Origin of the sequence: Rhodococcus sp. NPDC056506 (genome assembly GCF_042794945.1) — a bacterium.
Lineage (GTDB): Bacteria > Actinomycetota > Actinomycetes > Mycobacteriales > Mycobacteriaceae > Rhodococcus_F.
In genome coordinates, this window is record NZ_JBHTSW010000051.1 from 1 (window position 1) to 20,923 (window position 20,923).

The following is a 20,923-nucleotide window of genomic DNA, read 5'->3' on the forward strand; positions in this document are numbered from 1 at the left end:
ACCACTCAAACCCCTTTTTGTTTTTTTTTGGGGGGCTGGTTTTTTTTTATACGACCCACCAACTCCCCCCCCAAACACCGCCAAATCCGACGGCCCCCGCCTATCGGGGGGGGCCACTTCGTTGTCGAGCAGTCAGGCAAGCACAGGTCAGTCAGGAAGGCGCAGATCCGGCTTGTCCAGCTCTTCGATGTTGACGTCCTTGAACGTCACGACGCGTACGTACTTCACGAATCGCGCCGGGCGGTACATGTCCCACACCCACGCGTCGGACATCCGCAGTTCGAAGTAGATCTCCCCGTCTGAATTGTGGGGCAGCAACTCGACCGTGTTGGCCAGGTAGAAACGTCGTTCGGTCTCCACGACGTAGGAGAACTGTCCGACGATGTCCCGGTATTCGCGGTAGAGCGACAGCTCCATCTCGGTTTCGTACTTCTCGAGATCCTCGGCACTCATCGGTTTAGCCAGTCCTCCCAGTTCGTCTGAACTTCCATCATCCCGTACGGCCTGCACGTTGTTCCAACCGGACTCCCGCAGCCACCACGTTGGCGTAGGTCATGCGGTGCTCTGGGCACGGCCCCAGCTCGTCGAGAGCGTCCATGTGCAGGGGCGTGCTGTATCCCTTGTGAATTGCGAAGCCGTATCCGGGATGAGTGTTGTCCATCTCCGTCATCACGCGATCTCGGGTCACCTTCGCGAGAACGCTGGCCGCAGCGATACATGCGGCGGCGCCGTCACCGCCGATGACCGGCAGCGAGGGAGCCGTCAAACCCGGAACCCGGAATCCGTCGGTGAGGACGTAGCCCGGTTCGAGGTCGAGGCCCGCAACTGCTCGCCGCATCCCCTCGATGTTCGCGACGTGAATACCGATCTGGTCGACTTCCGCGGCGGGAACAGCGATGACACTCCACGCCAATGCCAAGCGTTTGATGGCTGGGAAAAGCTCCTCGCGAGCACGTTCGGTCAGCTTCTTCGAATCGTCCAGACGCGCCAGTGCCGCTTGCGGTTTCGGTGCCAGGACACACGCTGCGATGACGAGCGGACCAGCGCACGCTCCGCGGCCGGCTTCGTCGACGCCGGCGACCGGGCCGAGACCGGTTCGCGCCAACGCAGACTCCATCGTCCGCAGACCTGCCGATCTGCGAATGACAACGCGAGGGGGCCAACTACTCACTGTCTCTGCCTACTCGGAACTAAGCGAATCCATGTGCGCGGTCCGACAACTCAATTGCCCTGAATATCAGGCGCATCGATGCCGCCCATTCGCGACGGGGGAAGGACGATGAATCGTGCTTGACCGATGATGTTGTCGACCGGGACAGTTCCCTGGAACTCGTCGTCGACGTGGTAGCGCGAATCGGCGGAATTACTCCGATTGTCACCCATGACCCACACGTGTCCCTCGGGCACGGTGATCGGTCCGAAGCAGCGCCCCGACTTCAGTTCGGTGTCACACGTTTGTGTTCCCGGAGTGAACGGGAAGTCCATCTTGATATATGGCTCGTCGAGTGGTTTGCCGTCCACCAGGACGCGGCCCTGATCATCGCAGCATTCGACGGTCTGGCCGCCGGTTGCGATCACTCGCTTGACCAAGTCGTTCTCGTCGGGCGGGACGAGGCCGACCCACGAACCGACCTCTTGAATGCCTCGGACGACAACGTTGTCGGACCGATTGGACACATACTTCGTGTTCCACGAATCGGGTCCCTTGAAGACGACGACGTCGCCGGGTTCCGGATCGCCGAAGCGGTATCCGATTTTCTCCACCACGATGCGGTCACCGGTACATCCCGCACAGCCGTGCAGTGTCGGTTCCATCGACTCGGATGGGATGAGAAAAACTCTGAAGACAAATGCCTGAAGAACGATGCTGAGTACCAGCGCAACGCCGATCAGAACAGGGAGTTCTCGCAGGAACGATCGCTGTTTCTTCTGCGGCCGATGTGAGGTCGGTTCCTCGGAACCGCTTGATCCCTCATGATTCTCGGGTCCGGACGACAATGCCTGCTCCTTCGAAGAATCTGCCACAGAAACCAGATTAGCCCGACACCGCGCGTACGCGGTGCCGGGCTCATCGGAAAGATCAGCGCTTTTCCTTGATCTTCGCCTTCTTGCCACGAAGCTCACGGAGGTAGTACAGCTTGGCGCGACGGACGTCACCGCGGGTCAGAACCTCGATGGAGGCCAGCGTGGGGCTGTGAACCGGGAAGGTGCGCTCGACGCCGACGCCGAAGGAGACCTTACGGACGGTGAAGGTCTCGCGAACGCCGCCGCCCTGGCGACGAATAACGACGCCCTTGAAGACCTGCACGCGCTCCTTGGAGCCTTCGATAACCTTGACGTTCACGTTGAGCGTGTCGCCGGGACGGAACTCGGGGATGTCGTCGCGGAGCGACTTTTTGTCCAGGAAGTCCAGGGTGTTCATATGTCATCCTTGTATTTCGCAGGAGCAGAGGAACCGAGCGGCACGCGTTTCGGTCTCCCGAAACGGCGCTCGTCTGGTTCGTGCCCAGATCAAGTGCTGCTGCCTGGTCCAGGCAACCCGTCCATTGTGCCAGACGCGGACACCAGCGGGGAAATCGGTGGCGGCGGAGCCGCGTGGATGGTGTGGTCCAATTCCTGCTCGGCCGCCGTCATGGCATGTTCGACGCTCGGCGATCCGGCAATGAGATCCTGAACGTAGATCTTGGCGCGGATGACGGGCCGACGCCATTTCCGTTCACGCTCGAGAGCGCGGTTCATCCGTTTCGGCTTCCGTGTGTATCGCCAGCGTGCCCACGGCGCACCCGGCCGGCTCAGGCGAAGCGCGCCGATTACCAGCAACGGAAAGACGAACAGGCCCACGAGCCCCGTCCAGATCTTCCCCTTGAGAATCACGATGGCGGCCAAGGCGAAGTTGATCAACGCGACAAAAACGAAGACCAACTTGATCCACGGATCTCGTTCCTCACGGAATCCGGCGACGTCGAGCAGTTCGAGCGGGCGGAAACCCAACAGCACCAGACCGGTCACGGCGATCGCTACGAAGACCGCATCCACCGAGGTCCGACCTTGCTCGGACCAGTACACGTCCTTCAGATAGAAGATCAGTGCAAACTCGTCGAGCACCAACGCCGCACCCATACCGAAGATCGCCGCCAGTACGGCACCGGTGGTCTGCGAACCGTCGACGTAGACCGCGATCAGCGCACCACCGGAGATCATCATGGCGATCACACCGAATACGACGTGATGCACGTGCTGACCGCCCGGCGCGATGTTGCCCGGCCACCATTTCACCTTCGCGCGGATCATCCGGACGCTCAGGCGGATGAAAAGGAAGGCGGACAGGAACCCGAGAAGGAAGAACAGCAGCGGCAATCGGCCATGGGCGATGATCTCTCGCTCGAGCCACTCCCGCATCACTGTCCTCCCTTCACCGAATTCATGATCCGACCCTGATCGGATTCATACCGCCAACCGACTCGATTGTGACGATACGGACTTCGAAAACCCGGCGTACGGCTTACTTGCCGAATCCGGCCTTGCGCAGCGCGTCGGCCATCGATCCTGCGACGGGCGCACGGTTGTCCGGACGCGACTCGCGTCCACCCTGTCGCCCTCCGCCACCTCGCTGCTGGCCCTGACCCTGACCCTGTCGCTGGGGTTGCCCACCTCGCGGGCCTTCGGACTTGCGGGGAGCGCCCACCTCGTCGTCGAGTCGGAGCGTCAACCCGATGCGTTGACGCGCCTCGTCCACTTCGAGAACCTTCACCTTGACGACGTCGCCCGATTTGACGACCTCTCGTGGGTCCTTGACGAAGTTGTGTGACATCGCCGAGACGTGAACCAGACCGTCCTGATGAACTCCGATGTCGACGAAGGCGCCGAAGGCCGCGACGTTGGTGACCACACCTTCGAGCGTCATACCGGGCTTGAGGTGCGCGACCTTTTCGATGCCTGCGGCAAAAGTCGCGGTCTTGAACTCGGGTCGCGGATCTCGTCCAGGCTTCTCCAACTCGGAGATGATGTCGGTGACGGTCGGCAGACCGAATCGCTCGTCGACGTAGTCGGACGCCTTGACCGATCGAAGTGCCTGCGAGTTTCCGATCACGGTGCGCACGTCCCCGCCGGCACTCGCGACGATCTTGCGAACCACCGGGTACGCCTCCGGGTGGACGCTCGACGCGTCGAGGGGGTCGTCGCCGTCGGCGATCCGGAGGAAGCCGGCACACTGCTCGAATGCCTTGGGCCCCAATCGTGAGACGTCCTTGAGTCCCTTGCGGGATTTGAACGGACCGTTCTGGTCCCGATGCGCGACGATGCTCTCCGCGAGCGAGCCTGCAATTCCGGACACCCGAGCGAGCAGTGGCACGGACGCAGTGTTGACGTCGACGCCGACCGAGTTGACGGCATCTTCGACGACGGCGTCGAGGGAACGTGAGAGCAGCGATTCGGTGATGTCGTGCTGGTACTGACCGACGCCGATGGACTTGGGATCGATCTTCACCAACTCCGCCAACGGATCCTGCAGGCGACGCGCGATGGACACCGCACCGCGAATCGAGACGTCGAGGTCGGGAAGTTCCTGCGACGCATAGGCCGAAGCCGAGTACACCGACGCGCCTGCCTCGGACACGACGATCTTGGTCAGGTTGGGCGCGCCGGTCTTCTTGATCAGTTCGGTAGCGAGCGTGTCGGTCTCGCGTGAAGCCGTGCCGTTGCCGATGGCGATCAGTTCGACGCCGTACTTGGCGACAAGCCCGGCAAGCGTCGCAAGAGCAGCGTCCCACTTGTTCTGCGGCTGGTGTGGGTAAATCGTCTCGTAGGCAACAACTTTGCCGGTTCCGTCGACGACGGCAACTTTGGTTCCGGTGCGAAATCCGGGGTCGAGTCCCATGGTGGGCCGGGCGCCTGCGGGAGCCGCGAGAAGTAGATCCTTGAGGTTGGTGGCGAAGACGTCGACGGCATCCTTTTCGGCCGACTGTCGCAGACGCATCCGAGTGTCGATACCGAGTGTGACCGCGAACTTCGTCTTCCATGCCCACCTCACGGTGTCGAGGAGCCACCCGTCTGCGGCACGGCCACGGTCGGCAATCTCGAACCGCGACGCAATGCGGCCTTCGTAGACCGTGCGCTCCCCCGGCGCGAGCTCTTCGGTGTCGGCAGCCATGTTCACCGACAGCACTTCTTCCTTCTCGCCGCGCAGGACGGCGAGGATGCGGTGCGAGGGCAATTTGGAGAACGGTTCCGAGAACTCGAAGTAGTCAGCAAACTTCGAGCCATCGGTTTCCTTGCCCTTGCGGACCGAGGAGACGACCTGGCCGCGATTCCACATCAGCTCACGCAATTCACCGACCAGATCGGCGTCCTCGGCGAAGCGCTCGACGAGGATCGACCGGGCACCGTCGAGTTGCTCGTCCGAATACTGCGAGGGATCGGTGGTGGGATCTCCGATGAGAGCATCGGCGACGGGCTCGTGGCCGGCCTCGCGGGCGATCTGCGCCTTGGTGCGCCGCTTCGGCTTGAAGGGGAGGTAGATGTCCTCCAGCCGCGCTTTTGTCTCGGCCAGCATGATCTGACCGCGCAGTTGATCGTCGAGTTTGCCCTGAGAGTCGATCTCCGTGAGCACGGCGTCACGACGGTCGTCGAGCTCGCGGAGATACCGCAGCCGCTCGTCCAGGAGTCGCAGCTGGGCGTCGTCGAGCGTGCCGGTGACTTCCTTGCGGTACCGGGCGATGAAGGGCACCGTGGCTCCGCCGTCGAGAAGGTCGACTGCTGCTGCAACCTGGCCTTCGCGGACGTCGAGTTCCTCGGCAATGCGCTGGTTCACGGTCTTGAGAATCACGAGATCCGACCCTACCGCTATCCTGAGACAAGAAGATCGGCAACAGTGCCGTGTCAGGGCTACCGGGGGAAACAAATGAGTACGCGGTACGTCCGGATTGCCGCAATGGTGGCCGCAGTTACTTTTGCGACTTCGTGCAGCGGTGGACAGAACCCGGATGATCCGATGCAGACCCCCGCCTTTCCCGACACCAATGTTCCGGTCGCGGAGACTCTCGACGGTCGACTGGCGCAAGCTCAGGTGGCGGCGCTCGGGCGCGGCGCGGACGTCTCCATCGCCATCCTCGACCGCTCCTCGGACAAGTACCTCGATGTGTCAGGCGACCAGCAGATCGAAACCGCCTCGGTGGCAAAGCTATTCATCGCGGAGGATCTACTTCATCAGGACGCGCGAGGCGAGCGACCGATCACGGACGACGACCGCACTCTCATGGCGGCGATGCTCGAATCCTCCGACGACACTGCAGCCAACCTCCTGTGGGACGAGGTCGGCGGTCAAGAGGTGATCACCCGCGTCGCCGAGCGTTACGCACTGACCGCGACGACGCCGCCGTGGGACGGAATGTGGTGGAACACCGAGACCACGACCCGTGACCTGGTCACCTTCTACAACGCCGTCCTCGACGACTCCGACCAACTCGGACCCGAACGGGTCGACCAGTTCGTCGAGTACCTGCGGCAATCCACTCCCGAAGGAACTGACGGCTACGACCAGAGGTTCGGCCTGCCCGAGGCCCTGTTCGGCGAGCCGGTCATAGGAGTCAAACAGGGCTGGATGTGCTGTGTCGAGGACAAGTGGATACACCTGTCCACCGGCATCGTCGGTGACGACAACCGATACATCATCGCGATCGGTTCGCGAGAAGACGTCCAGTACACGGACGAGGACAGCTTCTATCCCGACACTTCGTTCACCGATGCTGTCGACGACGAAAGTGCACTGCACGCGCGCGACACGGTCACCGGCGTCACACAAATCCTCTTCCCGAGCGGAAGCATCGACGACTGGGCTGCAGCATCCACGACCACCGATTCGGCGATGCCCGAAGCATCCGGACCCTGATTCTGTCCACGAGGGTCTGTTCGAACTCAGTCTTGCTTGTACTCGAGCACCGAACTGATGACCCGCTCCTGCTGTTCGGACGTAAGCATCGGCCATAGCGGCAGTCGAAGGATCGACGCCGAGAACTCGGCACTACGCACGCACGGCTCCGGTGTTCGTCCGTAGCGCACACCAGCCGCACTCGTATCCAGCGGAACGTAATGGAACGGCGCCACGATTCCGTCACCGGCAAGGTGCCGAATCAAGCCGTCACGGCTCTCTTCGGTCGGCATCTTGAGGTAGAACAGGTGCGCGGTGTGCTCGCGATCATCAGGGACCGCCATGGGCACGACATCATTCGCGGACGCCCACTCGCCCAGACTCACGCTGTAGGCATCCCAGACGCGATGCCTGGCCGCCTGAATCGCGTCGAACTCGGAGAGTTGTGCGTCGAGGACGGCGGCATTGAGTTCACTGGGCAGATAGCTCGACCCGATGTCCTGCCACGAATATTTGTCGACCTGGCCGCGCAGGAAACGCGCACGGTCGGTCCCCTTCTCACGGATGATTTCGGCGCGGGTCATCAGCTGATCGTCGGAGAGCAACAGCGCGCCACCCTCGCCGCAATGAACGTTCTTGGTGTCGTGAAAACTCTGCGTTCCGATTGTTCCGATGGTGCCGAGCGTGCGCCCGCGCCACTTTCCGCCGAGCCCGTGTGCGTTGTCTTCGATCAACGCGACGCCGTGAAGTTTCGCGAGGTCGATCAGAGGTTCCATGTCGGCGGCGACCCCGCCGTAATGCATGACGAGTACCGCTTTGGTGCGTTCGGTGATCGCCGCCTCGACGCACGCCGGATCGATGTTGCCGGTACTCGGATCGATGTCGACGAAAACAACAGTGGCCCCGCGCAACGCGACGGCGGTCGCCGCCGAACTGAACGCGAAGCTCGGAACGATCACCTCGTCGCCCGGGCCCAATTCGAGCAGCAGGGCACCCAATTCGAGTGCGTGCGTGCATGAGGTGGTCAGCAGGGCATGCGTGGATCCGGTAATCGTTTTGATGGCTGCTGTCGCGGACTTGGTGAAACGCCCGTCACCGTGAATGTGATCGGACTCCAGAACCGTTGCCAGATTCGACAATTCGTTCGAGGCCCGATAGGGGCGGGAAAAGATGATTCGATCAGTGCTCACGAGTACGCCGATCGATCGAGGTTCCCGGCCGCGGTGAATCGACAGTCAGATACAGCGGCTTTCCGACGAGGACGTGCAGTGCCACACCGAGGTATTCGGCGATCAGCCCGAGCGAGAACAGGATCGCACCTGAACAGACCAGCAGCGCCATGATGATCGACGCCCATCCTTCGGGGTCGTTGTTGTCGCCGGTCATGGCCTGGATGAAGATCACCGCCGCCATGATCACACCGGCTGACGCCAGGGTGACTCCGAGCAGACTGACCAGCCGCAGACCGCGGGTTCCGCTACACAACACCATCTTCCAGAACAACGAGAACAAACGGCGATAGTTGTATCCGGATTCCTCGCGGCCTTCGGCTCGAAGTGTCACCGGGGCCGTGGCCGTGTTACCGACAACCCACGTCAGCGCGACGTCCAGATACACGCCGTTGGCGGCGACGCCGGCCAACTGTCGACCGATGTCACCGCGGATCAGGCGGTAACTTTCGAATCTCGTCGAATCAGGGAACGCGAACACCGTCGCCAGGACGATCTTTGCGCCGCGCGAGGTCAGGTTCCGCAAAAATCCGTGAGGGCGGGTGTTCGTGGGTTTGGAATACACGAGATCGGATCGCTCCGTCAGCGCGGCGTCGAGGAAAGCCCCGATGTGCACCGGGTCGTGCTGGCCGTCCTCGTCCATCGTCACGATCCACTGGCCGGTTGCAGCGGCCATGCCGGCGATGGTCGCCGCGTCCTGGCCGTAGTTGCGGCTGAGCCAAACGACACGCACCTGCTCGAAACGGCGCTCCAATTCGAGTAACACGACGTCGGAGCGGTCCGGGCCGTTGTCGTGGACCAGCACGATCTCGTCGACGGAGAACTGCGCACCACCGGGCGTCGTCCTCGGTGCGCCCAGGGCGTCCAGCTCCTCGACGAGCGCTGTGATCGTCTTTTCGCCCTGATAAACGGGCACTACGACGGAAATCGAGTGCACTCGCTTCCACTCCCTTCAGGGGGCTCGACTGGCGCCGAGAGACAGGCACGATCGGGCCCACACCGTCGCGAACTTTAACACGCAAAGATGTCTTGACTTCGGATGCCGGCGGCGCGTGACGCGCTCGCGTCTCCGTACGCCCGACCTGCCCTGTTAAGGTCTGGAACTCGTGGTGGAAACTCGCACTCTCGCCCGGGCCGATGTGTACAAGTGGGGCGCCGTCACGGCGGTCGGTGTCATCGCCGGTTACCTGGCCGTGGTGCTCGCGAATGCTCGTCACTTCTACACCGACGACACCGAGTCCCAGTACGCACCGCTGTGGGTCATGCTCGGCCGCAGTCTGCGAGAAGGACACCTCCCGGTACTCGTCCCCGAGAACTGGATGGCGGGCAACTACGCGATCGAGGAAGCGGGCCTTCTCAATCCACCGCAACTCCTGATCGACCTGATCGCACCGTCCTTCGACAACCTGGCGTTGTACGCGACGATCGTGAAGTTGATCTTCGCGATCATCCTTGCGCTGGGCGTCTATCGGATCTGTCTCGAGTACGGTTCGAAGCCCACGTGGGCTGCAGTCGCCGGCGTCTCGATTCCGTTCACCGGTTTCCTACTGTTCTTCGACTCGGCCAGTTGGATGACTGCCTTCACCGGCACTGCATGGATGGTTCAGGCGTGGGCGTCGGCAATCCGCTACGCCCGAGGTAAGAGCGGTCCGATCCCGACCTTCGTGTTCTTGTATCTCGCGATGTCGGTCCAATATGTTTTTCCCGCAGTCGAATCCGGCTTGATGATCGGCGCGGTCGCAATCGGCGAAGTTGTCTATCAGCGGCGTTGGCTGCCGTCGCTGCGGCTTCTGGCGGTGTCCGCGTGTGCGGCTCTGGCCGGGCTCGCGACGTATCTGCCGAGCCTGCTCACCGCCGACGTCACCTGGCGCGGTGCATCCGAGGTCAAGAACGACGCATTCCTCGCCGTCCCGTGGTCGGAATCGCTGAACGCGAGCCTGCCGAGCACCATGCCCGCGTTCACCTCGTGGTGGGGATACATCCAGACCATGCCCATGGTCTACATCGCCTGGTTCCTCATTCCGGCGCTGGCTTTCATCGACTGGGGCAAGGCACGCGCCGCGGCACGCGAATTGACCGCAGTCGGGATCTTCACCGTCGCCGTCCTCATGTGGACGGCCGGGCCGAGCACGATCGGCCCGCTGCGGTGGCCCGCACGCGTGCTTCCGATGGTGGCGATTGGCCTTCTGCTTCTGGTGTGCATCCTGCTCGGGCGTTACGCCACGACCGACAAGTTGCGCGGGCGCTGCGTTGCAGCGGGAATCCTCGTGGGCCTGCTTCTGATTCGGTCCGCCTCGGCAGCCCCGGGGCTCGCGAAATGGCATCTGATCTCAGCCGTCGCCGTCGTTGCCCTCGGCGCCGCGATGGTGTGGCTCGGCCGTACCAAAGGCACTGCATTCGCATGCCTCGTAGCGATCGTCGCGGTCTCCCCCATCGCTTACGCCCAGGTTCGAGCAGCACAACCGACCCCGATGAGCTGGAACCTGCCCGAATCCCGCTCGGAGATGAAGGAAGCCTTCCCCGACTTCGAAGGCACGACACTACAACTGGGCGATCGCGCGCTCATCGGCCCCGGCGACCGAACACTCGACGGAGCGTACGGTTCCCTGGCCTTCGGCAACTATCCCAAAGACCTGGAACTGACCTACACCAGCGGCTACACCCCCAACGGGCACTTCTACTTCGGTGACCTGCTCTGCATGCGCTGGGACATGAGCGTGTGCCCCGACGCCTTCCGACGCGCATTCACCGTCGAACCCACCACTGGCCGCACCATCGTCGATCTGATGAACGTGGACCGCGTCGTACTGCAAAACGCCCTCTACCCCGATGCACGCAAGAACCCGGCTCCCGACGGATGGAAGTGGGTTGACTACCCAGGCCACGAGAACTACATCTCGGTGCTCGAACGCGTCGACGGCCCCGTCTCGACACGCAACGGACGCATCGCCGATACCCAAGGCGTCGAGGCTGTTTCGACCGGGGAATCGAGCATGTCGAGCACCCTTCGTGTCAGTTCGGAGACCGGCGGCAAGGTTGTGTTTGCACGGCTCGGCTGGCCCGGATATCGGGCGAGCATCGACGGTCAGCCTGTCCCGATCGACGTCGTCGCGAAGTCCTTTGTCACCGTGGACGTTCCAGCCGGTACGAAAGACGCGGAACTTGTCCTGACGTGGCGTCCCCCGGGATGGAAGGTCGGCGGCGCTTCGATGGTCGCCGGAGTCCTCGGACTCGGGGTGCTCGAGTGGATGTATCTGCGCGCGCGACGCAAGGACCGGATCAGCGACGAGCACACCGAGTCTTCATGACCGAAGACGTCGCATCAACCGAGAACCCCGGCCCACTGCTACGGGTGGTCAAGCATCAACCAATCGCGTTTGCCATTGTCGGAGTGGCCAATACGGCGATCGGCTACGTGCTCTTCGTGATGTGGTCATTGATCCTCGACAACAAGAATCTGTATCAGGTGGCCGTGATCGGCGCGTACTCCATCAGCGTCCTCATCGCTTTTGTTCTGCATCGGACTCTCGTTTTCCGCGTTCGCGGACATGTTGCCCGCGACCTGGGCGCGTTCATTGTCGTCAATTCCGGTGGCCTCGTGCTGAATCTGATTCTCGGAACACTCGCAGTGTCGATTCTGCACGCCCCGCCGCTCCCCGCTCAGGCCGTTGTCATGCTGATCGTTGCCGGTGTGAGTTTCTTCGGTCATCGATACTTCTCGTTCCGCCGCAAACCAACCGAACGGCACTGATCTTCTACGACTCGCGGGGTAACGCGCGATCCACTGCCGCCTCGACGATCGTTCGAATGTCTTCCTCCCCGAACAGGTTCGGCAATGTGAGCCGATCCAGGGCGAGCCAGTTCAACGACATGTAGAGCAGGCGAACGGTCATCGCATCACCGGGCACGCCCGACGCCAGATGATTGGCTACGTTCAGATCGAAGTCTTCTCGGATGCGGACGGTCAGTACCGCACGCAGGTCCGGTCGACGCGTCGCCTCCAGTCGCAGCTCCATGAGCGCAAGGAAACCTGTCCCGAACGAGGTGACCCGCTCGACCACTTCGAGCATGAGCGTCACCAGACGCTCACGATCGGTGCCGTTGACGGGATCGATCAATCCCTCGAGGTCGTCCGGAATCAGTCGCTCGTAGATCCGGCCACCGGCTTGTGTCAGTAGGTCGTCGCGATTGGAAAAGTAGTTCGACGCAGTCCCGTTCGGCACAGCTGCCTGACTGTCGACGGCTCGAAAGGTCAAGCCTCGAGCGCCCTCTCGCGCCAACACCTCGATTGCCGCGTCGATCAGGGCAAGCCGACGTTCCGGGTTCTTTCGCACTTGACATCACTCCAGACACGACCCTAGGTTAAACCACTACAAACAGAGTACTACGAACGGGGCACTTCATGCGAAAGCTTGTGTACTACGTGGGAGCATCGCTCGACGGCTACATCGCGGGACCCGGCGGCGAATTCGACTTCTACCCGGTATCCGAACAGATCACGGCCTGGATATGCGATCGGTATCCCGACACCGTGCCAACGCACGTGCGGCCTTCCCTCGGAGTGGAGGGCGTACCCAACAAGGTCTTCGACACCGTCATCATGGGTCGCGGTTCCTACGAGCCCGGACTGACCGCCGGGGTGAGCAGCCCCTTCGCGCATCTGCGCCAGTTCGTCGTCTCCACCACCCTCCCCGACACCGAGGATCCCGCGATCACCCTCGTCCGCGCTAATCCTCTGGCGCTGGTCAAATCTCTCAAAGAGGAGGAAGGACAAGATATCTGGCTCTGCGGCGGCGGAACTCTCGCCGGCGAACTGCTACCGGAGATCGACGAATTGGTCGTCAAGAGGTATCCGGTTGTCGCAGGCGCGGGCATACCGATGATCAGAGGCAACTTCGAGCCGACACCGTTCACACCGACTGCAACCGAATCGCTGAGTGACGGCGCGAGCATCACCTGGTTGAAGCGAAATATCTAAGGGAGCAGGTCCGGTCGACGCTCGGCCGTGCGCTGCAGCGACTGCTCATGGCGCCAAGCCTTGATCTTTGCGTGATCACCGGACAGCAGAACAGGAGGGACCTCGAGGTCGCGCCACACGGCCGGACGCGTGTAACTGGGTCCTTCGAGGAGTCCGTCGGAAAACGAATCTTCTTGGTGTGAAAGCTGATTGCCGAGAACACCGGGCATCAGTCGAACAACAGCCTCGACCATCACCAGCACGGCAGCTTCACCGCCGATCAGTACGTAGTCGCCGATGCTGACTTCTTCGACGCGAACCCGCTTGGCTGCGTCGTCGAAAACTCGTTGATCGATTCCTTCGTATCGGCCGCAGGCGAAGACAAGATGCTTTGCGGTAGACCAGCGGTGCGCGGTCGCCTGAGTGAACGGGACGCCGGCAGGAGTGGGCACCACCAGAATCGTCTCGGCGTCATCCGGGCCGTCAGTATCTGCTCGTCCGATCACGTCGTCCAGGGCCGGGCCCCAGACGGTCGGTTTCATGACCATGCCTGGTCCGCCGCCGTACGGAGAATCGTCGACGGCTTTGTGCACGTCATGGGTCCACGACCGCAGATCGTGGACGTCGACCGAGATCAAGCCACGTTCGATTGCCTTGCCCAGCAAGGCAGCACGAAGCGGTTCGAGATACTCGGGAAAGATGGTGACTACATCGAGACGCATGACGAGCGATCAGTCGCTGTCGGCGTTCGAATTGTCGCTGTTCGACTTGTCACCGAAGTCCGGGTCGAGCAGTCCCTCGGGGGGCTCGATCACCACGACGCCGTCGGCGATCGACACCGAGGTGACGATGGCGGCGACAAACGGGATCAGCAATTCACCGGACGTCTCACCGGCGCGGCGAATCGAAAGCAATTCGCCTGCGGCGGAATGCAATACCTCGATGACCGAACCGACCTCGGTGCCGTCCGTGAGGACGACCTTCAGTCCTTCGAGTTCGTGATCGTAGAACTCGTCCGGATCATCCGAAGGCGCGAGTTCGGAACTGTCGATCACAAACAGTGTGCCGCGCAACGCATCTGCGTCGCCACGGTCACTGACGCCTTCGAGGCGCAGCAGAAGCCGCCCGGAATGATCCCGGGCGGCTTCCACTGTGTACGACTTCAGTGTGGACTCGCGCGGCTTACGCCCACGCAGCACGGAACCTACGGCAAAACGATCTTCGGGCTCGTCTGTACGAACCTCGACAACCAATTCACCTTTGATGCCATGCGACTTCGCGACACGACCGACTACGAGTTCCACCTGTTTACTGCCGTCTACTGATCGGTGTCGACGACATCAACACGGATACCGCGGCCACCGATGCCGGAGACCAAGGTCCGCAGAGCGGTCGCCGTGCGACCACCCCGACCGATGACCTTGCCGAGATCGTCGGGGTGCACGTGCACCTCGACGGTCCGTCCCCGACGTCCGGTGATCAGCTCGACGCGAACATCGTCGGGATTGGCGACGATGCCACGCACGAGATGCTCTACCGCATCAGCGACGACGGCACTCACTTGTCAGCAGCCTCGGCGTCTGCAGCGGGAGCCTCGGCGTCAGCCGCGGTGTCTTCTGCCTTGGCCTCGTCAGCCTTTGCAGCCTTCTTCTTCTTGGGGGTGATTGCTTCAGCAACCGGCTCGTTCTCGGCCTGCGCGAGTGCAGCCTGGAAGAGCTCGAGCTTGGTGGGCTTGGCTTCCTTGACACGCAGGGTGCCTTCGGTGCCCGGCAGGCCCTTGAACTTCTGCCAGTCACCGGTGATCTTGAGGAGTGCCTCGACGGGCTCGGTGGGCTGTGCGCCCACGGACAGCCAGTACTGAGCGCGCTCGGAATCGATGTCGATCAGCGAGGGCTCTTCCTTGGGGTGGTACTTGCCGATGGTCTCGATCGCACGGCCGTCACGACGGGTGCGCGAGTCGGCGATGACAACGCGGTACTGAGCGTTGCGGATCTTGCCGAGGCGGGTGAGCTTGATTTTGACAGCCACAGCTGCAGTTCTCCTTCAGCGCGCACAACAGTGCTGCGCATGTCACGTGCAATTCAGCGACCCACACGATTTGTGAGCCCGGTTTTGCCTCTATCCTGTGACCGTCGCAGCGGTACGTAACCGGTTGCGACGAACAATGGTCCATTGTGCCAGATGGGTGGGCTCGTTCGGAAACCACCCTGTGCGCGTTCGGGGAGTGCAGGGACTCCCTAACCACTCACGGGGGTGCCGCGCAGGATCACACGCGTCGGCTTCGCGAGCACAGCGGGGTTTCCGCGCGGATCTTCGGCGTACACCACCAGGTCGGCGGGCGCTCCTTCTTCGATGCCCTGAGCGCCCAACCAACTCCGTGCGTCCCAGCAGGCTGCACCCAGCGCCTGGTGCGCCGTCAGACCGGCAACCTGGAGTTCGGCCACCTCGTCGGCGATCCGCCCATGCCTGATCGAACCGCCGGCATCCGTTCCGGCATAGATCGGAATCCCCGCGTCGTGAGCGGCACCGATGGTCTGGTGTCGACGAGCGTGCAGATCCCGCATGTGCGCTGCGTAGGTTGGATACCGCGTGGCAGAGTCCGCGATCTCGGGGAAAGTAGCGATGTTGATCAGCGTCGGAACCAGGGCTGTGCCGTGAGCGACCATCGATTCGATGGTCGCGTCCGTCAGTCCGGTCCCGTGCTCGATGCAGTCGATACCGGCGTTGATCAGTCCGGGTAGAGCGTCTTCGGCAAAAACGTGAGCGGTGACCCGTGCGCCTTCGGCATGAGCGGCGGCGATGGCCTCGACCAGAATCTCGTCACTCCACAACGGGGCGAGGTCGCCGATGGAACGATCGATCCAGTCCCCGACGAGCTTGACCCAACCGTCACCGGCGCGTGCCTGCCGCACGACTTCGGCCGGCAACTGAGATTCGTCGTCCAGATCGACCGGCAGGCCCGGGATGTATCGCTTGGGTGCCGCGATGTGCTGACCTGCGCGAATGATCCGCGGCAAATCGAGGCGCTCGTCGATGAACCTGGTGTCGACCGGTGATCCGGCGTCGCGAAGCAACAGCACGCCCGCGTCACGTTCGGTCTGCGCCTGCCCCAGCAAGCCGTCGACGGTTTCGCCGCCGCCACCGCCGTAACGGATACCGACGTGACAGTGCGCATCCACGAGACCCGGTGTGATCCAACCCGATTCGACGATCGTCTCCGCACCGGACACCGGCTCGAAAGAAATCAGCCCGTCGACGATCCACAATTCGATCGGCCGGGCATCGGGCAGACCGATACCCCGAAGATGAAGCGCAGTCACCGACTACTTCTTGGGCAGCTTGAGCTGGGAGAGATCGATGCCTTCCAGTCCGGGCGGCAACTGATCGAGACCCTTGGGCATGTTCGACAGGTCGGGCATTCCGGCCGGCATTCCGCCGGGCATACCCGGGAACCCGCCCATGCCGGGGAATCCTCCGCGCATCTTGGGCTGCGTCGGACCCTTGCCGCCCTTCTTGCCCTTCTTGCCCTTCTTGCTGCGCACCTGCTTGCGGGCGCCGGGCATACCCATACGTCCGGCCATGGCAGCCATCATCTTGCGGGCTTCGAAGAAGCGATCCACCAACTGGTTGACATCGGAAACCTTGACGCCCGAGCCGTTCGCGATGCGCAGTCGGCGTGAGGCGTTGATGATCTTCGGATCGTCACGCTCGGCCGGCGTCATACCGCGGATGATTGCCTGAATGCGATCGAGTTGCTTCTCGTCGACGTTGGCAAGCGCGTCCTTCATGCCGCCTGCACCCGGCAGCATGCCGAGCAGGTTGCCGATCGGGCCCATCTTGCGGACGGCCATCATCTGATCGAGGAAGTCTTCGAGGGTGAGCTGACCGGAACCGATCTTGGCTGCGGTGGCTTCGGCCTGATCGGCGTCGAAAACCTGCTCGGCCTGCTCGATGAGGCTCAGGACGTCGCCCATGCCGAGGATCCGGCTGGCCATGCGATCGGGGTGGAAGACGTCGAAGTCTTCGAGCTTCTCGCCGGTGGAGGCGAAGAGGATCGGCTGGCCGGTGACCTCGCGGACGCTCAGCGCGGCGCCACCGCGGGCGTCGCCGTCGAGCTTGGTGAGGACGACGCCGGTGATGCCGACTCCCTCACGGAAAGCGTCGGCGGTACTGACCGCGTCCTGACCGATCATGGCGTCGAGAACGAAGATGGTCTCGTCCGGGTTGACGGCGTCACGGATGCCGGCGGCCTGCGCCATCAGCTCCGAGTCGATGCCGAGACGACCGGCGGTATCGACGATCACGACGTCGTAATGCTTGTTGCGTGCTTCCTCGACGCCGGCGCGGGCGACCTCGACGGGGTCGGCAGCGGACACACCGAGGGCGTTCTCGCCGCCGCCGATGGAGGTGCCGGGATGCGGAGCGAAGACTGCAGCGCCCGCGCGCTCACCGACGATCTGAAGCTGAGTGACGGCGCCCGGACGCTGAAGGTCACAGGCGACGAGGAGCGGCGTGTGCCCCTGATCCTTGAGCCATTTGGCCAACTTTCCGGCCAGCGTGGTCTTACCGGAACCCTGCAGACCGGCCAACATGATGACCGTCGGCGGAGTCTTGGCGAACTGGAGTCGACGGGTTTCGCCGCCGAGAACCTCGACCAGCTCTTCGTTGACGATCTTGACGACCTGCTGAGCCGGGTTGAGTGCACCCGAGACCTCGGCGCCCTTGGCTCGTTCCTTGACCTTGGCGATGAAACTGCGCACTACGGGAAGTGCGACGTCGGCCTCGAGCAGGGCAAGGCGGATCTCGCGGGCCGTAGCGTCGATGTCGGCGCCGGACAGACGACCCTTGCCACGCAGATCCTTGAGAGATCCGGTCAATCTGTCGGAAAGGGATTCGAACACCGAGTGCGCTCCTGAAGGTCGTGCGAGTTAGCCGTGGATATTCTCGGGCACCAGCCTAGCCGCTACGCCCGCACCGATCCCAGCCGATGCGGGCGTAACCGCCGAAACCAGGTCCGTCAATCCTCTTTCTTCTTGGGTTGAGGCACCGGAACCACCGCGAGCACCGCCTCTTCCACACGCTCTCTGGCCGCGCGGGTGTCTGCCTCACCGAAGTCGAGGCAGAACGCGTCGACCACCGAAGAACCCAACGTCGCGACCTTTGCCCACCGGATATCGGCACCACTGTGTTCGAGTGCTGCGGCCAGTCGGCAGAGCAGGCCGACGCGGTCCTCGGTGCGCAATTCGAGGATCGCGTGACCGTCGCCGGGCGCGTCGAACCAGATGACGCGCGGCGGCGCCTGCGAATAGAGCACCGGAACCGCCAAATCCTTGTTGGTCTGGATCGGGTCGTCCCACTGCTCCGCCCGCGCCTCCTCGTCCTTTGCGTCGAGAAGTTCGAGCAGATTCAGTTCACCGGCGGACGCTCGGATCAGTTCCTGTCGCAGCAACACCGCTTGCGGCGGTGTACCAAACCTCGGCGTCACGACAAACGAGTTGACCGCCGAACCCGCATGCGACCCCAGCGAAGCAGAATGCACCCGCAACGACTGCAGCGCCAGAACCCCGGCAGCCCGAGACAACAACCCGGGTGCGTCAGGCGCGATGACCGTCACGACGTAGGTGTGCGGATTCTCGGCCGGAACGAGCGAGACGTGAACCCCGCCGTCCTCGGCGATGGCCAACTGCTCGGGTGCGAGTGGATCTGGTTGCGGGAGCTCCTCCCCCGCCATCAGCAATCGGCAACGACGCACGAGCTCACCGATCAACGACGATTTCCAGTCGCCCCAGACACCAGGCCCGGTGGCCAGGGAATCCGCTTCCGCCAACGAATGCAGGAGATCGAGAAGGGTCCCGTCTCCCTCGAGTGCGTCGACCACTCGCTGCACCGTTGCCGGATCGTCGAGGTCGCGACGGGTCGCGGTTTCCGGCAACAGCAGGTGATAGCGCACCATCGCCGTCAACGTCGCGACGTCGGAAGGCCAGAGTCCCAATCGATTTCCGATCGCGGTGGCCAGTTCGGCACCGACGACGCTGTGATCTCCCCCTCGACCCTTGCCGATGTCGTGGATCAACGCACCGAGCATGAGCAGATCCGGCCGGGCAACGCGCGTGGTGAATCCGCTTGCATAGGCGGCAGTTTCGACCAGGTGGCGATCGACCGTCCACGTGTGAACGGCGTCGCGCGGCGGAAGATCGCGAATGGTTCCCCACTCCGGCAGGAGTCGACCCCAGAGCCCGGTCCGGTCCATCGCCTCGATCACCGGAACCGCACGCGAGCCCGAACCGAGCACGACAAGAAGATCGTTGACCGCGTTCTTCGGCCACGGTTCACGTAGCTCGGGGGCATTGTCGGCCAGGCGATTGAGCGTCGACGCAGAGATCGGCATGCCGTTGGTGGCTGCTGCGGCCGCCACCCGCATCACCAGACCGGGGTCCTTCTTCGGCCTGGCGTCGCGCGCCAGAACAACCTCACCCGCGTGCTCGACGACGCCCTCGTCCAGGGGCCGCCGCACCGGCGCACGACGCAGCCGAGACAAACCGCGCCTGGGCAAGGAGTTTCCGGCGGTACGGATACCGACGTCCACCGAATAACTGATGGTGCGCGCAGATTCGCTGAGAAGGCGGGCCAGATCGAATCGATCCCCGATCCGCAGCGCCGCACCGATCTCGTCGGCGTCCTGTGCTCGCAGTTGATCGCGAGCGCGCCCGGCAACGCGATGAAGTTCGGTACGCACGTCGAGCAACCGCCTGTGCGCAAGTGCCAGACCGCCGCCGGGCGAGTTGGGTCCGAGTCCTGGCATCCCGTCGGTCAACTGCGCGATGGACAGGGCGTTGAGCAACTGCACGTCACGCAACCCGCCGCGGCCGCTCTTGAGGTCCGGTTCGGCGCGATGGGCGATCTCGCCGCTGCGCTCCCACCTCGTACGAGTCTGGGTGATCAACTCGTCGAACCGGCTGCGGATGTCCATGCGCCACTGTCGACGAACACCACTGATCAACAAGTTGCTCAGTTCCATGTCGCCGGCAATGTGGCGCGCTTCGAGCATTCCGAGCGCCGCGGTCATGTCGGTGGCCGCAACCTGGAGCGCCTGCGGAAGCGTCCGCACGCTGTGGTCGAGTTTGATGTGCGCGTCCCACAGCGGGTACCACAGGCTGTCCGCAACGTGGGAGACGACTGCCGGGTCCATGTCGTCGTGCAGCAAAATCAGATCGAGGTCGGAATACGGCAACAGTTCGCGTCGGCCCAGACCGCCCACGGCGACGATGGCAAACCCACAATCCGGTTTGATGCCCAGTTCGGTCCCCTTGGTGGTCAACCAGAATTCGTGCAGATCGACCAGTGCATGTCGCAGTGACGGGGCGTCGAGCCTCCTGTTCTTGACGCCTCCGGTGAGTAGGGCCTTGCGTGCGCGGGCCAGGTCCGCAGCTTCGTCGGATCCCCCTGACGAGACCGGCCCTGGCCCCGTCGCTTTCGCGACGGAACCAGGGCCGAAGTTCTCGGACCCTTTCGGGTCAGAGTGCATCGCCACCGCGTTCCCCGGTACGAACCCGGATGACCGACTCGACGGGCGAGACCCACACCTTGCCGTCACCGATCTTGCCGGTGCGAGCGGCCTCGACGATCACCTCGACCACCTTGTCCACGGCCGCGTCGTCGACGACGACCTCGACCCGAACCTTGGGTACGAAGTCCACGGAGTACTCCGCGCCTCGGTACACCTCGGTGTGGCCCTTCTGTCGGCCGTAGCCCTGAACTTCGCTGACTGTCATACCCAGCACTCCGGCCTGCTCGAGTCCGGTCTTGACGTCCTCGAGCGTGAACGGCTTGACGATTGCTGTGATCAGCTTCATGTGCTCATCCCTTTCCCAA

General features: G+C 63.0%; 21 protein-coding genes. 4 read left to right on the forward strand and 17 right to left on the reverse strand.

Annotation, left to right across the window (positions count from 1 at the left end):
- Window positions 1-147 precede the first annotated feature (147 nt).
- The 6 genes from ACFQ6H_RS26495 to ACFQ6H_RS26520 form a co-directional block, all read right to left on the reverse strand.
- Window positions 148-453: a DUF2469 domain-containing protein gene (locus ACFQ6H_RS26495; protein WP_003942715.1), complete on the reverse strand. Its 306-nt coding sequence runs from the start codon at window positions 451-453 to the stop codon at window positions 148-150.
- Window positions 454-490: 37 nt separating this feature from the next.
- Window positions 491-1,171, reverse strand: coding sequence for a ribonuclease HII (locus ACFQ6H_RS26500; RefSeq protein ID WP_378631236.1), 681 nt, complete (start codon window positions 1,169-1,171; stop codon window positions 491-493).
- Window positions 1,172-1,221: 50 nt separating this feature from the next.
- Window positions 1,222-2,025: a signal peptidase I gene (gene lepB, locus ACFQ6H_RS26505; RefSeq protein ID WP_230812928.1), complete on the reverse strand. Its 804-nt coding sequence runs from the start codon at window positions 2,023-2,025 to the stop codon at window positions 1,222-1,224.
- 55 nt (window positions 2,026-2,080) lie between these two features.
- On the reverse strand, window positions 2,081-2,422 hold the full coding sequence (gene rplS / locus ACFQ6H_RS26510; protein ID WP_003942791.1) for a 50S ribosomal protein L19: 342 nt from the start codon (window positions 2,420-2,422) through the stop codon (window positions 2,081-2,083).
- Window positions 2,423-2,511: 89 nt separating this feature from the next.
- Window positions 2,512-3,399, reverse strand: coding sequence for a hypothetical protein (locus tag ACFQ6H_RS26515; RefSeq protein ID WP_378545911.1), 888 nt, complete (start codon window positions 3,397-3,399; stop codon window positions 2,512-2,514).
- Window positions 3,400-3,502: 103 nt separating this feature from the next.
- Entirely contained in the window at window positions 3,503-5,824 is a 2,322-nt protein-coding gene (locus ACFQ6H_RS26520) for a Tex family protein (protein WP_378649573.1), read from the reverse strand.
- Between the two features lie 75 nt (window positions 5,825-5,899).
- Here ACFQ6H_RS26520 and ACFQ6H_RS26525 point away from each other — a divergent pair, with 75 nt between their 5' ends.
- A complete protein-coding gene (locus ACFQ6H_RS26525) occupies window positions 5,900-6,886 on the forward strand; it encodes a serine hydrolase (protein WP_378649575.1) in 987 nt (328 codons plus the stop codon).
- Between the two features lie 26 nt (window positions 6,887-6,912).
- On the opposite strand, the gene rffA is transcribed toward ACFQ6H_RS26525, so the two are convergent.
- Complete coding sequence (rffA, locus tag ACFQ6H_RS26530; RefSeq protein WP_378649577.1) at window positions 6,913-8,055, reverse strand: dTDP-4-amino-4,6-dideoxygalactose transaminase; 1,143 nt, start codon at window positions 8,053-8,055, stop codon at window positions 6,913-6,915.
- Entirely contained in the window at window positions 8,045-9,031 is a 987-nt protein-coding gene (locus ACFQ6H_RS26535) for a glycosyltransferase (RefSeq protein WP_378649579.1), read from the reverse strand. The genes rffA and ACFQ6H_RS26535 overlap by 11 nt, the downstream gene beginning before the upstream one ends.
- Before the next feature lie 172 nt (window positions 9,032-9,203).
- On the opposite strand from ACFQ6H_RS26535, the gene ACFQ6H_RS26540 reads away from it, so the two are divergent.
- Window positions 9,204-11,402: a hypothetical protein gene (locus ACFQ6H_RS26540; RefSeq protein ID WP_378649581.1), complete on the forward strand. Its 2,199-nt coding sequence runs from the start codon at window positions 9,204-9,206 to the stop codon at window positions 11,400-11,402.
- The gene (locus ACFQ6H_RS26545; RefSeq protein ID WP_283303750.1) at window positions 11,399-11,845 is read left to right on the forward strand and encodes a GtrA family protein; all 447 of its coding nucleotides are present in this window, start codon (window positions 11,399-11,401) and stop codon (window positions 11,843-11,845) included. The genes ACFQ6H_RS26540 and ACFQ6H_RS26545 overlap by 4 nt, the downstream gene beginning before the upstream one ends.
- Window positions 11,846-11,849: 4 nt before the next feature.
- Here ACFQ6H_RS26545 and ACFQ6H_RS26550 read toward each other — a convergent pair whose 3' ends face one another.
- Window positions 11,850-12,428 carry a TetR/AcrR family transcriptional regulator gene (locus ACFQ6H_RS26550; RefSeq protein WP_378449548.1) on the reverse strand — a complete coding sequence of 193 codons (579 nt, stop codon included), beginning with the start codon at window positions 12,426-12,428 and terminating at the stop codon, window positions 11,850-11,852.
- A gap of 68 nt (window positions 12,429-12,496) precedes the next feature.
- On the opposite strand from ACFQ6H_RS26550, the gene ACFQ6H_RS26555 reads away from it, so the two are divergent.
- Complete coding sequence (locus ACFQ6H_RS26555; RefSeq protein ID WP_378649583.1) at window positions 12,497-13,072, forward strand: dihydrofolate reductase family protein; 576 nt, start codon at window positions 12,497-12,499, stop codon at window positions 13,070-13,072.
- Here the strand turns inward: ACFQ6H_RS26555 and trmD are convergent.
- From trmD to ACFQ6H_RS26595, 8 genes are all read right to left on the reverse strand, one after another.
- The gene (gene trmD, locus ACFQ6H_RS26560) at window positions 13,069-13,773 is read right to left on the reverse strand and encodes a tRNA (guanosine(37)-N1)-methyltransferase TrmD (RefSeq protein ID WP_230812909.1); all 705 of its coding nucleotides are present in this window, start codon (window positions 13,771-13,773) and stop codon (window positions 13,069-13,071) included. The genes ACFQ6H_RS26555 and trmD overlap by 4 nt on opposite strands.
- 9 nt (window positions 13,774-13,782) lie before the next feature.
- Window positions 13,783-14,355 carry a ribosome maturation factor RimM gene (rimM, locus tag ACFQ6H_RS26565; protein WP_378649585.1) on the reverse strand — a complete coding sequence of 191 codons (573 nt, stop codon included), beginning with the start codon at window positions 14,353-14,355 and terminating at the stop codon, window positions 13,783-13,785.
- Between the two features lie 14 nt (window positions 14,356-14,369).
- Window positions 14,370-14,612, reverse strand: a complete 243-nt coding sequence (locus ACFQ6H_RS26570) for an RNA-binding protein (RefSeq protein WP_003939023.1) — start codon at window positions 14,610-14,612, stop codon at window positions 14,370-14,372.
- On the reverse strand, window positions 14,609-15,079 hold the full coding sequence (gene rpsP, locus ACFQ6H_RS26575; RefSeq protein WP_003942818.1) for a 30S ribosomal protein S16: 471 nt from the start codon (window positions 15,077-15,079) through the stop codon (window positions 14,609-14,611). The genes ACFQ6H_RS26570 and rpsP overlap by 4 nt, the downstream gene beginning before the upstream one ends.
- 209 nt (window positions 15,080-15,288) lie before the next feature.
- Window positions 15,289-16,371, reverse strand: a complete 1,083-nt coding sequence (locus ACFQ6H_RS26580) for an amidohydrolase family protein (RefSeq protein ID WP_378649587.1) — start codon at window positions 16,369-16,371, stop codon at window positions 15,289-15,291.
- 3 nt (window positions 16,372-16,374) lie between these two features.
- Window positions 16,375-17,952: a signal recognition particle protein gene (gene ffh / locus ACFQ6H_RS26585; protein WP_230812905.1), complete on the reverse strand. Its 1,578-nt coding sequence runs from the start codon at window positions 17,950-17,952 to the stop codon at window positions 16,375-16,377.
- Between the two features lie 116 nt (window positions 17,953-18,068).
- Window positions 18,069-20,576 (reverse strand): [protein-PII] uridylyltransferase, encoded by a 2,508-nt coding sequence (locus ACFQ6H_RS26590; RefSeq protein WP_378649588.1) that lies wholly within the window; start codon window positions 20,574-20,576, stop codon window positions 18,069-18,071.
- On the reverse strand, window positions 20,566-20,904 hold the full coding sequence (locus ACFQ6H_RS26595; RefSeq protein ID WP_003942772.1) for a P-II family nitrogen regulator: 339 nt from the start codon (window positions 20,902-20,904) through the stop codon (window positions 20,566-20,568). Before ACFQ6H_RS26595 ends, ACFQ6H_RS26590 begins: the two co-directional genes overlap by 11 nt.
- Window positions 20,905-20,923: the final 19 nt, after the last annotated feature.